The following is a 15,976-nucleotide window of genomic DNA, read 5'->3' on the forward strand; positions in this document are numbered from 1 at the left end:
AATTATCTAAATTTATATATTACAATTGCCCTTTTGGGAGATAATTTTTTCTCTTTCAGGGAGTAATTTATCTTCCGCCTCCCCGTAATCCTGATAATTTCAATATTTTTATGGCTCGACAAGAGTAGGTTTCTGAGAGGGATTAATGCCACCGCTATTTTCCAGATAGACATCTAAAATTCCAAAACGGCTGAGGGGGATTACAAACTTAATAACCCCCAAAAATTCTTTCTGGTTGAGAATACCTCTAGAATATTTAACTACTGCCTCTTGGACGTCAGTGTCAATCTCCACAGACGACGTCCAGACTCCTTTTTTCCTTGGCCGTTGCCACCATTCTTCTTGTGACAAATTGTCTGTTTTTGCCGCCATCTTATAATCCATAACTACCCTGCCATTCGCGTTTGTTATTAGGGCTTTAACAACCTCTCCTTTTACTTCCATATCGGCCAAAACTTCCTGCAAAACCTCCACTTTTTGCCTTCCTCTTAGCAACTGGATAATAAGGGGGTTTTCTGCAAAAGTGTCGGCATTTTTAAAATAGTAGATTGTAGTATCGTTGATTAACCTTCTGGCTAAAAGCGCTTGGTTTTCTACTTTTTCTTCCATCCCCCCTCTCAGTTGGTAACTTATCAGTCTGTAACCCAGGATGCTGGCTACAATAGGGGGAGTCAGTGTGGTAGGTAGAAGGCTAATTATAAGCAGATTTTGAATCTGATTTTCTTTCTGAAATTTGTTGATTCTTTCTCCTATGTTTGCTAGGAAATTGTTGAGTATTACCGGAGGATTTAATGGCATGCTTAATACCCCTTTTATTCTCTAATATTCTCTTCCAGTCTTGGCAATTATACCCTTAAGCAACTTCTCGCAGTCAAACAAGTATTTAAACAAGTATTTAGTATTCCCATAAGTATTCTCACCAGCGGGGATAACACCGGAGACATAAGGTTTAATGTGGGGGGAAATATCAGAGATATCCTACAGGATTTTGTCTTTTTCTATTTGTTGTAAAACCCCCACACCCTTGACGGTTAACCCCAAGAGGCAATCATTATTTTCAACGGTGACAACGAGGTATTCATCAGTAACAGTAGGGGCAACAGTTGGATTTAAAAATATATCCACATCTACGAGGAAGAATATACGGTTCTTGTGGTAGACTAAACCGATGATGTAAGGAGGGGCGTTTGGCACAAAAGTGACTCTGTCTCTGGGAAGGATAATCACCTCCAGGATAAGAGATTTGGGGATGAGAAATTCTAAGAAGTTGGACAGATGCACCTGTAAAAACTCTAGACTAGATTTGGACTTTTCCTCTGTGGTATTGTAAGACATAAGTGGGTATTTATTGTTGGAGGAGGGGGGAAACAGCAGTGAGAATTTCCTCCTTAGAGAAAGGCTTTGTGAGATAGAGGTTAATTCCTTGTTTTTCGGCTCAAACTTTATCTATTTCCTAATTTTTAGAGGTGCAGGCGATAGGAGGTAAATATTTTGTTTGGGGATTCTTTCTCAGACTGCGACATAACTGTAAGCCACTCATTTCCAGCATCACCAAATCGGCAATTACTAAGGTTGGCTTCAAGGAGATTGTCATTTTTAAGTCTTCCTTGCCGTCAGCGGCAGTCATTACATCATATCCGGCTTCCAGCAAATATTCCTTGATTAACTCTCTCTCCAAAAGGTTATCTTCTACTATCAATACCTTGATTTCATTAACAGAATTCACCCCCATCTACATTTAAATTTAATCAGTCAAATAACGAAAAACAATTCTGAGTATATCCTCCTGAGTAAAGGGCTTAGTTATATAGTCAGTAGCGCCAACTAATTTGGCCTTTATCCTGTCAACCATGCCAGTAATTGCCGTTAAAATGATAATAGGAATATCTTTAAATTTTGAATTTTTTCGTAACAAAGAACACAACTGATAGCCGTCAATAATAGGCATAGTTGTGTCCATAAAAATCAGATGGCGCTCAATGTTATTCAACAGAAGCATTGCCTTGGTGGGGTTGATAATAGGGAAGAAAGAAATATTATCAACATTCAGGAATTATCGAAGGGAATTCAATATGACATTGCTATCATCTATACAGGCTATTTTGTAGTTTCTGGTGGTTTTGTTTGTAAATCTTTCGCCTGCAAATATACTATTAATTGTAGGTTGTGAGTTGGGCCTCTCGTTAGGGGAATGACAGGGAGAGTCAACGGGAATTTCCCTATTCCTCTTCAAGGCAAGTTGAAAGATGCCAGCATACTCAAGACTGGGGCCTCTAAGAATAACATCCTTGTTTTTAATCAAGGGATAAAGGGATTCGACTATGGCTAATTCGTCTTTGTTGATGATAGCGGCTATTTTCCTAAAATTAAAACCCCTTAATATCCTGCCCAAATTTTCCCTAACTGCTGGCGAAGGGAGAATAGACGAAGGGGATATACCTCTGCTAGGCATTAAAATTCTTTTTTGCTTTCTCTATAGTGGAATTCAAATCGTGGCAACAAACGGGGGGAAGGTTGTGAGGAAAAGTGCTAAAGTTAGTGGAGTCGAGTGGGGGAAAAAGTAATAGAGTTTCGATTACCTCCTGACTGATTTTTGCGCCTAGAATCTGTGGCTGTTTTTCATTGAGATAATCGTTTTCTGCCCAAATAATTTTAGTAAATTCCTTAGGATAATAAAATGTCCCTTCCGTGTTATTTATGTCTATGGGAGTTTCATCTTCTTGTAGATAGATTTTATTCAAAACACCTTTTAACCTTGGGATATAGTGGCTAAGACGCTTAAGATGTCTTTCCAGTCTACCATTCCCATCTATTGAACTTGCACTATATAACAATTGTCTTTCAGAGAAATAGAACCAATAAGTTACAGAATCCTATTGAAATTTAATGCCAATTTTAAGCCCCAGACTACCTATTGGTAAAAGATGGTCCACAGGATGACGCCAGGACCCATAGTTTCCCCGCCCGTTTGTCCTTACCCTCCTCTAAATAGGATGAAAAAGATTTGCAATAGTTTTGGGAAAATGAAAGAAAGGAAAAATATTTAAAATACGGAGTAGGAGTGAGAATTTCAAGGGAAGAGGAAATGAAGACAATAGTATTGATTACAGGATTTGAAACCTTTAACAGTGGTTTGTATCAGCAGGCAGCCTCTTTAGCTACATCCAGATGTAGGGATTTAGAGGTAGTGGTTTTTAGTGACAAAAGTCTTGAGACGGAAAGGGAAAAAGTAGAGGCGGCATTGACAAAGGCAGATGTGTTTTTCGCTAGTCTAATTTTTGATTATGAACAAGTGATATGGTTGAAAGAAAGAGTAACGCATATACCTATCCGTTTGGTGTTTGAGTCAGCATTGGAGTTGATGAGTTTGACGAAAATAGGAGACTTTACTATTGGAGATAAACCGAAGGGAATGCCCAAACCCATACAATTTATCCTGAGTAAGTTTAGCAATAGGAGAGAAGAAGACAAACTAGTGGGTTATATCAGCTTTTTGAAAACAGGGCCAAAACTATTAAAATATATTCCTGTTAAAAAAGTCCAAGATTTACGCAACTGGCTAGTAGTCTATAGTTATTGGAATGCTGGGGGAGTAGAAAATGTAGCCAGCATGTGTTGGTATTTGGCGGAAAACTATCTAGGTTTAAAAGTAGGAGAGATTCCGCCGGTGGTGGAAACACCCAACATGGGTTTATATCATCCCGACTATGAGGGTTATTTTACATCCCCTAGGGAATACCTTCAATGGTATCAACAGAAAAAAGGCAATATCTACCAGCCAACAGTAGCCATATTACTGTATCGCAAACACGTAGTCTCCAAGCAGAAATACATACCTCAACTGATTAGACACTTTGAGAAGGAAGGATTGATTCCCATTCCCATTTTTGTCAACGGGGTAGAAAGTCATGTAGTGGTAAGGGATTGGTTAACTACAGACTATGAGGAAAGCCAACGACAAAAGGGAATTATAGAAATTCAGTCTCTCAGCAAGGATGCTGTCAAGGTGGATGCCATAGTTTCCACCATTGGTTTTCCCTTAGTGGGAGGCCCAGCTGGTAGTATGGAAGCTGGGAGACAGGTAGAAGTAGCCAAACGTATCTTGATGGCTAAGAATATACCCTATTTTGTGGCGGCACCTTTGCTAATTCAGGATATTTACTCTTGGGTAAGACAGGGGATTGGTGGCTTACAGGGGGTGGTGTTATACGCCTTGCCAGAGTTGGATGGGGCAATTGACACTGTTGTTTTAGGAGGCTTAGTAGGAGAGGAGATATATCTAATTCCTGAAAGACTAAAACGTCTGACTGGTAGAGTTAAAAAATGGATTAATCTGCGGAAAAAGCCAAAATCAGAGAGAAAGATAGCAATTGTATTATACGGTTTTCCGCCGGGATATGGTGCTACAGGTACAGCTGCTCTTTTAAATGTACCAAAATCCCTTCATAAAGTGTTAGTAGCTTTAAAGGAAGAGGGGTATAACGTAGGAGAAATTCCTCCTGATGGGGAGACTATTATCCAACAGGTGAAGTCTGCGGATGATTTTCTCACCTACAGTCAAAGCCGGCTGGGAATTAATACCACCACTAGTGAGAATACAGTGGATGTAAAAACTCTAGACAGGTGGTTAGGCTATCTTCTTATAAAAAGGATAGAGAAACAATGGGGCAGCTTGACGGAGACTGGTATTAAGACAATTGGGGATAAATTTCAAATTGGGGGAGTGAGATATGGCAACATTTGGATTGGAGTACAGCCGCAACTTGGCGTAGCGGGAGATCCCATGCGTCTTATGTTTGAAAAAGATTTGACGCCACATCCCCAATATGCGGCTTTTTACAAATGGTTACAAAACGAATTCCAAGCTGATGCTGTTATTCACTTTGGTATGCATGGCACAGTAGAATGGTTACCTGGTAGTCCTTTGGGTAATACGGGATACTCTTGGCCAGACATACTCCTAGGCGACATACCCAATCTCTACATCTACGCTGCCAATAATCCCTCCGAGTCTACCTTAGCTAAGAGAAGGGGGTATGGGGTATTAATATCACACAACGTACCACCATATGCCAGGGCGGGATTATACAAGGAGTTAATGGCGTTAAGAGACTTAATCAACGAGTATAGGGAGGATACGGAAAAGAATGCCCTCCTGCAGCAGGATATAATTCAAAAGATAATAGATACCGGTTTAAACAAAGATTGTCCATTTGTCGAAGGAGAGAAACTGGGGATAGAGTTTACTGCAGAAAATGCCCGTCTTTTCAGCAAAAAGGCACTTGACGACTATTTTGCTCAAGTATACGACTATTTGCTTGTTTTAGAGCAAAGACTATTTTCTTCTGGTTTACATGTGTTGGGGGAAAATCCCACCCCGGAGGAAATCAAGTCTTATCTGGAGGCATACTTTGACGATGCTAGCCAACAGGAGGAATTCCAGAGGGAATTAGACAGAAGTGATTTATTTGCCAGGGTGGAGAAGAAGACTAGCAGACAGGAAGAATTACAAACTCGATTCCAGCAACAACAACTAATTACTGACTTGCTGCTACAGACGAAAGACGAGTTAACCAATCTTTTAAGGGGTTTAAATGGAGAGTATATACCACCGGCGCCTGGGGGAGACTTAATCAGGGATGGTGCGGGGGTTTTGCCTACAGGTCGTAACATACATGCATTAGACCCGTACCGCATGCCTTCTCAAGGCGCCTATCTACGGGGGAGGGAGATAGCTAAGAGGATTATAGCCCAACACTTACAGGAAAAGGGAGAATATCCTGAAACCGTGGCGGTGATGTTATGGGGGTTGGATGCCATTAAGACTAAGGGGGAGTCTATTGGTATTGTATTGGAACTAGTAGGGGCTGAGCCTGTCAAAGAGGCCACAGGACGTATTGTAAGATATGAACTAATCCCCTTGGAGAAATTGGGGCATCCTCGCATTGATGTCTTAGCCAACCTGTCGGGGATTTTCCGTGACACCTTTGTAAATATTATTGAATTGCTGGACGATTTGTTTGAAAGGGCAGCCAAAGCGGAGGAATCCACCGAAAACAACTATATTCGTAAGCATTACCTAGAATTGTTGGAAAAAGGGGTAAAAAATCCCACTGCACGTCTATTTTCTAATCCTAGCGGCGATTTCGGCTCACTAGTGAACGATCAAATTGTAGACGGCAATTGGGAGTCTTCAGACGAGTTAGCACAAACCTGGAAGAAACGCAATGTTTTTAGTTATGGTAAAAAGGATAAAGGAGAGGCTCGTCCTGAAGTATTAGAGAAACTTTTAGCAACTAGCTCCACCGTAGTACAAGAGATAGACTCGGTGGAATACGGGTTGACAGATATTCAGGAATACTATGCCAACACAGGGGGATTGAAATTGGCGGCGGAGAAGACAAGTGGCAAAAAGGTGACTGCCAAATTCATAGAAAGTTTTTCTAAGGATACCACTCCTCGTCCCCTGGAACAGGTATTACGAATGGAGTATAGAACAAAGCTACTAAATCCTAAATGGGTAGAAGCCATGGTGAGTCAGGGGAGTGGGGGGGTGTATGAGATTTCTCAGAGGATGACTGCCTTGATAGGTTGGGGAGGTACAGCTTCTTTCAAGGATAATTGGGTATATCAGCAAGCGGCGGAAACCTATGCTTTAGATGAGAAGATGGCAGAAAGATTAAGGAAAGCCAATCCCGAGGCATTTCGCAACATTGTGGGGAGGATGTTAGAGGCTTCGGCGAGGGGTTTTTGGCAAGCTGATGAAGAGACGTTAGAAAAATTAAGACGTCTCTACCAAATGACGGAAGACGAGTTGGAGGGGGTTACCTTCAGCGGCTAATTGGGGGGGAAAAGGCACATTCATTTCATAATCTCAATTCCACCCCTTTTTTTTTGTTGTGTTTGGGATTGTGTTTGGATAACCCTTTTGACAGTTGTCTTTGTTTCTGTCATCTTACTTTTGCGACATGGAAATTATGGGAAAGCGGCAGGGGATTATAGAATACCTACGAGTTGTTGTTTCTTGGAAATGATGATGGCGAAATTCCAGAGGCTTTTAGAATATTTCCACAACTACCGTCAGTTTTCGTATGTGTGGTTAGCCACTTTGGTAGTTGTGATTTTTTTGGGGACTATCTGTCATTATTTTCCCCAAAAAGACGAGACTCAGGCCTTAGAGTCACCATCTAGGAGGGTTGAATATGGGGCGATTGTAATTGTTTTTTTGTTTCTGATATTCTATTCCCATCTAATTTTATATGGGGAAGACTTTGCCTATCATGACAATTCGCAATTCACCCTATTTACCCTAAAGGGGGATTTTTATGTGTTTCCTATTTGGCCTTCTGTGGGCAGATTTTGGCCTTTAGGATTCCAGGAATACAATGTCATAAGTCTGTTTTCCACAACTCCGTTTGCCTTCCATTTGTTTTCGGTTTTTCAATTGTTTATCACTGCTATTGTTTGTTATCTTCTCCTGTTGGAATTTAAACCAATATACCGTATTTTAGTAATAATAGCAATAATCACTGTTCCCTCTTTTGTAGTTTCGTTTTCCGGCTTGATATTCCCGGAAAGAAATGTGATATTCTGGCTAGCTATATTTATTCTTGCCTTCGACAAATATTCAAAAAACAGACGTCTTTTATTTGCCATACTCACTCTAATTTCTACCCAATTTATACTCTACTATAAGGAGCCTGTTTTTTTGCTAATCTTAGGGTTTATTATCAGTCATTTACTACTAAAAGGGATAAGTGGGGTAAAGAAGGCAAACCAGAAGTCTAACAGCAATAATATTGTAGCTTGGCTACAAAACAACTATCTGGAAATCCTTGTGCTATTCCAGGTGTTGGTGTTCATAGCATTGTTTATCTATTTTGTATACGGTTTAGTTAAAAATCCTTATGGAGTTACAGAGAAAAAGAGCATATTGTGGACTTTAGCCACTTACCTAAAAACTAACTTGCTGTTGTGTATCTTTCTTCTGTATTTGCCAATAAGATTGTTAATGATATCACAGGGCAAATCTAGAGTTGACCCTCTTTGGGATTCCCTGGCAGTAGGGGGTTTGCTATACTTTCTAGCTTATATAAAACTGGGACTATTTCGTTGGTATTATATAGCCCCAGTAGACTTCATTGCTATACTGTATTTGGTTAAGACGATAAGTGTAAACGTAATATCCGAAAGCGACAAATCCAAGAGAATTTGGCGGGGTGTTTTTGCCATCCTACTGTCTGCAATGATTGTGGGAAATCTTCAACCCTCTGCATATGCCATACTTGTGCGTAAAAAAGACATTGAATCCAGGGTTAGGGCTGCTGATTTTATAAAAAGATACCACGAGAACAAAAACAAAGTTACTTTATTTTTCCCGAGCAAAATGAATCCGGGCGCCACTGGTTATTACATGATGGAGTTTGCTGCTTTTTTGGAGTATAAGGGGATTCCTGTTTTCTCTCTAGATAACTATGGAAGCGTTGGTATAAGGAAGCCAATTTTAATGAAGGGGGAAGAAGAGTATACTAACAATCTATGTGTGCAATATAGGCGGTTTATTTGCTTACCAGTGTCACAACCGTCTCCAGGAGATTTGTTTATTATCCTACCACCCAATGGCATGATATTTTCTCCAGAATTGGGCAAAGATGATGTGCATATATGGGAAGAAGATATTGAAAATTACAGCAAAAAATACCGTCTAATCTTTCATTACAAGCCGGAGTTTAGGGGAGTGGAGAGGATACTATATTTTCTGTGTAGAAATAAAATTCCAAAAGAGTGGTATAATGCCTACATTTTTCTAGTAGAATAGGGGGGATATGACGGCGAGAAGAAAAAAAGGGGTGTGTCATAACACCCCCACATCCCTAAATCAGGCAGCGGCTAAGACTGTTTCTGCAGGTTTGTCTTTGCTGAGTCTTTGTCTCAAGACTGCAACAATGGCATCTACATTGGCTTTGGCATCCCCAAATAGCATCCTAGTGTTTTCCTTGTAGAAGAGGGGATTTTCTACACCAGCATAACCGGTGGCTAAACTCCGCTTCATGACAACGCAAATACCCGCCTTCCAGACTTCTAACACGGGCATGCCGGCAATGGGACTATCTGGGTCTTCTAATGCGCTAGGATTAACAGTGTCATTGGCTCCTATCACCAGCGCTACGTCTGTATTAGGAAAGTCCTCGTTTATCTCGTCCATCTCGAAAACGATGTCATAGGGCACATTCGCTTCTGCCAATAATACATTCATGTGACCAGGTAGACGGCCGGCAACAGGGTGGATGGCAAAACGCACATTTATCTTTTTCTCCCGGAGTATGGCGGCAATTTCCGAGACCCCGTGTTGCGCTTGGGCTACAGCCATACCGTAACCAGGAACAATGATAACACTTTTGGCATTGAGGAGTAAGTCTGCCACCTCTTCCACATTAGTGGGAGTTACCTCACCGCTGGCTTGTTTGTTGCTGGCGACAGTGTTTACTCCCTCGCCAAAGCCGCCAAGGATAACACTGATAAAGGAGCGATTCATGGCCCTACACATGATATAACTGAGGATAGCACCACTGCTACCTACTAGGGCTCCTGTAATAATCAGCAAATCGTTATTCAGCATAAAACCAGCGGCTGCGGCTGCCCAACCGGAATAACTGTTTAACATGGAGATAACTACAGGCATATCCGCACCACCAATGGCGGCAACCAGGTGAATTCCCAAGACGCCGGCGATGGCTGTCATGATTAATAGGGGTTGTAAACCGGCAGGGGTATAAAGAAAAACATAACCCAGATATACCACCGCCGCTAACATGGCTAGATTAAGAAAGTGTCTAGCCGGCAAGAGGAGGGGCTTGGAGGGGATGATTGCGCGCAGTTTTCCAAAGGCTACAACTGAACCGGTAAAGGTAACCGCACCAATAAATACACCTACATAGATTTCCACCTGGTGGATGAACGCCTCCGCGCCGGTTAAACTGGAATCTGGGTTTAGATAGTTACCTATCCCCACCAAAACGGCGGCTAACCCCACAAAGCTGTGTAGCATTGCCACCAATTCCGGCATGGCAGTCATGGCTACCCTACTGGCTACAATTGCCCCTATAATCACAGCTGGTATTATGACGGCCACTAGTAGTTTATAATTGGCCACCTGAGGGTTAAGGGCCGTAGCCACGAAGGCTATTAACATGCCTATGGTGCCATAGATGTTTCCTCGTCTAGCCGTTTCCTGTTGTGACAAACCGGAGAGACTGAGGATAAAAAGGGCACTAGCGGCAATGTAGGCTACAGTAATCAGATTGTTACTCATGAGTCTTCCTTCTTGTTTCTTGTGGCAGGTAAACTCGCTACTTTTAGGTTATTCAATTTCCCTGCCTTCAATCATTAAGAATCGTTGAAAAAGGTTTGTATTTTTTGACACATGGGGTGGGTAACCATACCGGAAAAAGGGGGGGATGGGGAGACTATAATCATAAGCAGTGAAACTATTGTCATGACCTGTCACATTATGCCACATCATGTCACAACCTGTCACAATCTGTCATAACCTGTCATAACCTGTCATAACTTGTCATAACTTGTCATAACTGGTCATAAATAGTCATAAATAACCAGTTATAACTAGTCATAACTAGTAACAACCTGTCATAATTTGGCATAAATAACTTGGCATAAATAACCTGTAATAAATTGTTATAACTAGTTTGCCCATGGAGTTGTTATCATTAGAGCAGATTAAGGAAATAGCACATCAATACGGTTACTGGGCGGTTTTTGCCGGTATTGCCATTGAGAATACTGGCATTCCCATCCCGGGGGAGACGATTACCATCGTGGGGGGTTTCCTTGCCGGCAGTGGCGAGTTAAACTACTGGTTGGTGTTGATAACCGCTATTGCCGGTGCGGTTACGGGGGATAATTTTGGTTATTGGCTGGGTAGGATTGGTGGCTGGGAGTTTTTGCTGAAAATAGTGCGTTTCTTCCGGTTGCCGGAAAACGAGGTTAAGGCTGCTAAGGAAAAATTTCGGGAAAACGCGGCAAAAGCAGTCTTTTTTGGGCGTTTTGTCACTATTTTGCGCATTTTTGCCGGGCCTCTTGCGGGCGTGGTAGAAATGCCCTACTGGCAGTTTTTGTTGTGTAATTTCTCTGGTGCGGCTTTGTGGGGTGTGACTGTTGTATCCCTCTCCTATTTCCTGGGGAGAATAATACCCCTGCCTAGACTGGTTGCCCTATTCGCCCAGTTTGGTATAATAGCCCTCTTGTTGGCCATTGCCTGGCTAGTATTGCCCGTGTGGTGGAAATACAAGGCTAAGAGGGGGGGGTAGTCAGACTTTCCATTTTCTGAAGGGGTTTTTGACTAGATTAACATTATAATAACGGGGGTCGTCAGTCACCTCTTCCCCAACCCATTGTGGTAAGATAATCTCCTGAGATTCGTCTTCCAACTCCACTTCGGCGAGAATTAAACCCTCATTTTCTCCCAGAAAAACATCCACCTCCCACAGCAAACCATTTTCCTCGACTTTGTAGCGTTTTTTCTCGATAAGGGGGGGGACACATAAAAAGTCTAACATTTCCTGGGCGTCCTTGAAGGGGATGGGGTATTCATACTCCAGACGAGTGTTGCCTATGGTTTTGCCCTTGATAGTCAGAAACCCCTGATTTCCCACTAGTCTAACTCTCACAGTGGTTTCGGTATTGGTGTTAATATACCCCTGACGATATAATACTCCACCAGAGGGCGGCTGCCATTGCTCCTTTTTCACCAAAAATTTCCGCTCAATTTCCTTGGCCATTGGTTTTCCTTGTCAAAACTCTAATTTTATGTTATGATCATATACCATGGGGGCCGGTACCGCGTCTAACCCAATGGTGATTTCAATGGCGACGTAGCCAAGCGGTAAGGCAGAGGTCTGCAAAACCTCCATTCCCCAGTTCGAATCTGGGCGTCGCCTTTTTTGTGCCCGTGTGCCACAGTAGTCCCTTCATGACTGGGGGGTAGGGTTTAGGGGACAGGGGATAGGATTGTGATAAAAGACCCTCCTTGGGTCAGGGCATGGGCTTCTGGGTGGTGATAGGGGATACTATCTAAACGACAGCCTTGGTAGGGGAGGGCGTTATACTGCACGAGGGGATTGATTCCATATTTGCTTATTAGCTCCATACTTTAAAATAATGGCATCTGAAGGCTCTTACTGTAGCCCTTTGTCTTCCCGATTAACCTCCTGTTTTTATCCTCAACACTGAATTTAAACACTCACTCTTGTTAGTCTTCCCGCATACCCACTCTGTGCCTGTTTTCCCCTATCCACTCCCTATACACTCTATAAGCATCACTGTAATACCACTTAGCCACCACCTACCTCAAAACTTACCTACTCTCTACCTCCCCTGAGTCATCTGCTTTAGTTTTTCCTCATGCTTGTGAAGCGACTTTTTACCTTCTCTGTAAATCCAGCAAGGTATAGTTTTTTTTGGTAATGAATTTATCCTGCTAATAGGTGCGGCATTTGCCGCTATTGCCGCCTGATAAAAAATACCATCCCTTTGTTCTTAGAAAAAATTAGCAAATTCTGCTTGGGCTGCCTTGATTTGAGCCATTAGTTCATTTAGTTCTTGTTCATCGGTCAGTCTCATAGTTTTATATTCTCTTTTGGTTTGTATGAGTTGTTTTCCATGGACAACATAGCGAGAGATATCTACTCCCAATAGGAAAACTTCCTTTCCAGCAGACTATGAAAATTAAGGATTTTTTCACCCCTGTGCTCTCTTTAATGTCTAACTACCAGAATAGGCTCAAAGGTTCACATTTCCAATTGTTTGGAAAACATCGGCAACGATTTTATTGCCGGAAATTTTTCAAGAGAAAACAGAAGGGTGGTAACAAAATATTGTACCCGTGAGGAGAGAATGGCTATATAATTTTGGTATAGTAAAAAAAGAAGAAAAAAGAAAAAAATGGAGAAGCCATGGCGGCTGATTAGCCAGTTTATAGAAATAAATTCCCCCTGGCTGCGACTAATAGGGGAAAAATACGAGGATGACAAGGGAAATTCCATAGACTATTGGCGGGTGGAGAAAGATGATTCTATGATAATTGTCACCAGGTATAGGAATCTTTTAGTTTTTCCCCCTCCCTCCTTCCGTGTTGGCATTAACCAAGTTACTCTCGACTTCCCTGGCGGCAGAGTAAACCGGGGAAAAACCTTAGAAGAAAACGTCTACTGGATTCTTAAGAAAGAGTTAAATTTAGATAAAAAAAATATTAAAAAAATTGTTCCCATAAATGAAAATCCATGGTATGTAAACAGCTCGTTCAATAATCAAAAACTATGGGGTTTCTATGGGGAAATTAACCCCCAGGTGGATTTGAGAGATTTGTCTATAGGCGCCACCTACTCCCTTCAACAATCAGATTTGGAATTTTTATGGCAAAGATTAAATTGTCTTCAATGTCGAGCCCTACTTTTGGAGTGTTTTAACAAAAAATTGGTGGCCATCCCCTAGAAAAACGGTATAAAATTTAACAAAAGGAAGTATCCTCTCACTGTCAGTTATGACTACCAAAACTATCAAGTCTGATTTTGGTTATAGTTTAGACTTTCTCCGGGACGAGGTTAGGGCATTGTTGGCCAAAGGTAGTATTAGTCGTCATCAGCCTATTTACGTATTGGCTAACTATCTGCCACCAAGGGAATGGTTAAGGATTGAAAGAGAGTTGGCAGAAAGAGACTACTTACTAAGGGATAGAATTGCTGACTTACTTCCCGAAGAAAGATGGGATGAAGACTAATCCCCTATCGGCATCATACCGGCAAAACCCAAGAGGCTTACACCGCCTCGGGGTTGGAATTTTGATTCAGTCATCCTTCATCTTTTCCAATTCTTGTCTGAGGGAGACTATTTCTTCGATAAGAGACTGAAGAGACTGGTAGAGTTCTTGTTCACTTTTCCCTTCTTTACTAGAATGGCTACCATTGCCTGATTCTGCCTGTTTTTTGCCACTGCCAGATAAAATTTGTTCTACCAATTTGCGCGCCTCCTCCTCTGTAATGGCGCCTTTTTCCTGCCACTGTTGAGATTTTTCTTGCCATTGGGACTTCAAGTCAGACAGGATTTTTTTTGTTTTTTCTGTGTCTTGGAGAGTTTCCATTGCCTCGACAGTGGCACCTACTATTATGCGGAAACCCTTTTGGATTACCTCAAACGGGTTGTTGTTTTCCATAGCTAGTTACCTCAAATTAGCTGGTTTGGATTTCAGTATAATCTAACTGTTGTCCTTGTGGTTTAGACGTTTATGAAAAATAATAGTCCATTTTTGGGGTTTTTGTGTTTTTTTTTGGCTCTTAAAATTATAGCAGAAAATCCTCCACTTTTGTTAATGGTTATCACCCCAATAATTCTGAACCTCATAATAGGAGCCTTTGCCTATATTTTTTTGCTATTACCCTCCTTACAATGGTACGATAGCTTCACAGCTTACTTGCTGGCAAAGGGGGATAGTTTTCTGGCAAAACTGCCCAGTTGGCTGTCTTTCTCAGAGTCTATAATTCAGTTATTATTATTGTTATTTCGCTGGCTGATTTTTGTGGCAATATTTGTCATAATAGGGGTCATGATTCTCCAATTTGGAACAATAATAGGCGCGCCATGGTATGGAAAAATCTCGGAAAGAGTGGAATTGTTTAAAAGGGGAAGAATAGAGGTGATTGAAGTAGGGCCAGTCAGGGAAGTAATTAGAGCCATTGGTTTTGAGTTAAAAAAAATCATTCTATCGGCAACTGCCCTTGTATTTTTGTTTGTAATTAACTGGGTGCCAGTGATTGGACAAATACTATCACTGTTGGGAGGTTGGCTTTTGGGAGTGACGTTGGTGTGTCTGGATTTTTTTGACGCAACACTGGAGAGGAGAAGATGGAAATTCAGGCGGAAATTAGGGTTTATATGGGGCAATTTTCCCACAACTTTTCCCTTTGGCTTTATATGTCTGGTTTTAATTAGCATACCCCTGTTAAATCTAATTGTTATTCCTCTGTGTATCACGGCGGGGACATTATTAGTGTGTGAAATTCTCTAGAAAACAGAGGTAGTACAAAAGTGAGGGGAAACGGAGATGGGGATGCCAGTAGATTAAAATAGTAAAAAAAAGACTACCAGTGGGATTACAAAAGTAGGACAGGAAATGGGAGAAAATATAGTTTTAATGTCGAAGCGAGAATTAGAGAAAATGCGCCGTGTAGGGAGACTGGCGGCAAAATTGTTAGCTCACCTGGGGAAAATGGTTAGGCCCGGCATTACTACCTATGAATTGAATGAAGAGGCAGAAAGATGGACAAGGGCTCATGGCGCAAAAAGTGCCCCCCTCGGCTATGGCAACCCCCCCTTCCCTGCATCTATTTGTACTAGTGTAAATGAGGTGATATGTCACGGTATACCCAGTAAGGACCAGGTTTTGAAGGAGGGGGATATTATCAACATAGACGTCACCCCGGTGTTGGATGGCTACCATGGAGATACCTCAAAAACTTTCTTTGTGGGCACTCCCTCTCCCATTGCCAAAAAACTAGTAGAAGTCACGGAAGAATGTCTTTATAGGGGCATTAGGGCAGTTAAACCTGGGGCCCGTATTGGCGACATTGGGGCCGCCATCCAAGAATACGCAGAGAGTCATGGTTTTTCTGTGGTAAGAGCTTTTGTAGGACATGGTATAGGTAGGGTATTTCACGCGCCGCCACAAATCCCCCACTATGGCAAAAGGGGCACTGGTAGAATCCTACGTCCGGGAATGGTGTTTACCATAGAACCGATGATAAATGAGGGCACTTGGGAGGCGGAAATAGCCGAAGACGGCTGGACGGCCTATACTAAAGATCGCAAATTGTCGGCTCAGTTTGAACACACTGTCGCCGTCACCGAGGATGGTGTGGAAATCCTCACCCTTAACGACGATGAAGAAATCAAAATATAATGTACT

The 15,976-nt window shown here is 41.9% G+C and carries 16 protein-coding genes, 1 tRNA gene and 1 pseudogene; 8 read left to right on the plus strand and 10 right to left on the minus strand.

All coding sequences use genetic code 11. The features are described 5' to 3' along the window. Positions 1–108 precede the first annotated feature (108 nt). The 6 genes and pseudogenes from IGQ44_01125 to IGQ44_01150 all read right to left on the minus strand — a co-directional run bounded on the left by IGQ44_01125 (position 109) and on the right by IGQ44_01150 (position 2,741). A complete protein-coding gene (locus IGQ44_01125) occupies positions 109–798 on the minus strand; it encodes a PDC sensor domain-containing protein (GenBank protein HIK36583.1) in 690 nt (229 codons plus the stop codon). 180 nt (positions 799–978) lie between these two features. Further along, positions 979–1,335 (minus strand): chemotaxis protein CheW, encoded by a 357-nt coding sequence (locus IGQ44_01130; protein ID HIK36584.1) that lies wholly within the window; start codon positions 1,333–1,335, stop codon positions 979–981. Positions 1,336–1,345: 10 nt separating this feature from the next. After that, positions 1,346–1,732, minus strand: a pseudogene (locus IGQ44_01135) (response regulator transcription factor). Between the two features lie 12 nt (positions 1,733–1,744). Then, positions 1,745–1,999 (minus strand): response regulator, encoded by a 255-nt coding sequence (locus IGQ44_01140; protein HIK36585.1) that lies wholly within the window; start codon positions 1,997–1,999, stop codon positions 1,745–1,747. 54 nt (positions 2,000–2,053) lie between these two features. Continuing rightward, complete coding sequence (locus tag IGQ44_01145) at positions 2,054–2,452, minus strand: hypothetical protein (GenBank protein HIK36586.1); 399 nt, start codon at positions 2,450–2,452, stop codon at positions 2,054–2,056. Next, positions 2,445–2,741: a hypothetical protein gene (locus IGQ44_01150; GenBank protein ID HIK36587.1), complete on the minus strand. Its 297-nt coding sequence runs from the start codon at positions 2,739–2,741 to the stop codon at positions 2,445–2,447. Before IGQ44_01150 ends, IGQ44_01145 begins: the two co-directional genes overlap by 8 nt. A gap of 344 nt (positions 2,742–3,085) precedes the next feature. Here IGQ44_01150 and bchH point away from each other — a divergent pair, with 344 nt between their 5' ends. Next, positions 3,086–6,841, plus strand: coding sequence for a magnesium chelatase subunit H (gene bchH / locus IGQ44_01155; protein HIK36588.1), 3,756 nt, complete (start codon positions 3,086–3,088; stop codon positions 6,839–6,841). An 87-nt stretch (positions 6,842–6,928) separates the two neighbouring features. Then, the gene (locus IGQ44_01160; GenBank protein HIK36589.1) at positions 6,929–8,818 is read left to right on the plus strand and encodes a hypothetical protein; all 1,890 of its coding nucleotides are present in this window, start codon (positions 6,929–6,931) and stop codon (positions 8,816–8,818) included. Positions 8,819–8,878: 60 nt separating this feature from the next. Here the strand turns inward: IGQ44_01160 and pntB are convergent, their stop codons facing one another. Beyond that, entirely contained in the window at positions 8,879–10,312 is a 1,434-nt protein-coding gene (pntB, locus tag IGQ44_01165) for a Re/Si-specific NAD(P)(+) transhydrogenase subunit beta (GenBank protein ID HIK36590.1), read from the minus strand. A 394-nt stretch (positions 10,313–10,706) separates the two neighbouring features. Between pntB and IGQ44_01170 the strand changes: the two genes are divergently transcribed. Further along, positions 10,707–11,327 carry a DedA family protein gene (locus tag IGQ44_01170; protein HIK36591.1) on the plus strand — a complete coding sequence of 207 codons (621 nt, stop codon included), beginning with the start codon at positions 10,707–10,709 and terminating at the stop codon, positions 11,325–11,327. On the opposite strand, the gene IGQ44_01175 is transcribed toward IGQ44_01170, so the two are convergent. Then, on the minus strand, positions 11,328–11,798 hold the full coding sequence (locus tag IGQ44_01175) for a CYTH domain-containing protein (protein HIK36592.1): 471 nt from the start codon (positions 11,796–11,798) through the stop codon (positions 11,328–11,330). It lies immediately after the preceding gene. Between the two features lie 87 nt (positions 11,799–11,885). On the opposite strand from IGQ44_01175, the gene IGQ44_01180 reads away from it, so the two are divergent. Then, positions 11,886–11,957: transfer RNA gene (locus IGQ44_01180), tRNA-Cys, on the plus strand. Positions 11,958–12,555: 598 nt separating this feature from the next. Here IGQ44_01180 and IGQ44_01185 read toward each other — a convergent pair. Then, positions 12,556–12,711 (minus strand): hypothetical protein, encoded by a 156-nt coding sequence (locus IGQ44_01185; GenBank protein HIK36593.1) that lies wholly within the window; start codon positions 12,709–12,711, stop codon positions 12,556–12,558. Positions 12,712–12,960: 249 nt separating this feature from the next. Here IGQ44_01185 and IGQ44_01190 point away from each other — a divergent pair, with 249 nt between their 5' ends. Both IGQ44_01190 and IGQ44_01195 read left to right on the plus strand, forming a co-directional pair. Continuing rightward, positions 12,961–13,509 (plus strand): hypothetical protein, encoded by a 549-nt coding sequence (locus IGQ44_01190; protein ID HIK36594.1) that lies wholly within the window; start codon positions 12,961–12,963, stop codon positions 13,507–13,509. A gap of 49 nt (positions 13,510–13,558) precedes the next feature. Then, the gene (locus IGQ44_01195; protein ID HIK36595.1) at positions 13,559–13,795 is read left to right on the plus strand and encodes a DUF4327 family protein; all 237 of its coding nucleotides are present in this window, start codon (positions 13,559–13,561) and stop codon (positions 13,793–13,795) included. Positions 13,796–13,861: 66 nt separating this feature from the next. Here the strand turns inward: IGQ44_01195 and IGQ44_01200 are convergent, their stop codons facing one another. Beyond that, positions 13,862–14,227, minus strand: coding sequence for a hypothetical protein (locus IGQ44_01200; GenBank protein ID HIK36596.1), 366 nt, complete (start codon positions 14,225–14,227; stop codon positions 13,862–13,864). 114 nt (positions 14,228–14,341) lie between these two features. Between IGQ44_01200 and IGQ44_01205 the strand changes: the two genes are divergently transcribed. After that, positions 14,342–15,079: an EI24 domain-containing protein gene (locus IGQ44_01205; protein ID HIK36597.1), complete on the plus strand. Its 738-nt coding sequence runs from the start codon at positions 14,342–14,344 to the stop codon at positions 15,077–15,079. 105 nt (positions 15,080–15,184) lie between these two features. Then, the gene (gene map, locus IGQ44_01210; protein HIK36598.1) at positions 15,185–15,970 is read left to right on the plus strand and encodes a type I methionyl aminopeptidase; all 786 of its coding nucleotides are present in this window, start codon (positions 15,185–15,187) and stop codon (positions 15,968–15,970) included. Positions 15,971–15,976: the final 6 nt, after the last annotated feature.

The sequence above is a fragment of the Geminocystis sp. M7585_C2015_104 genome (assembly GCA_015295805.1).
Classification (GTDB): Bacteria; Cyanobacteriota; Cyanobacteriia; order Cyanobacteriales; family Cyanobacteriaceae; genus DVEF01.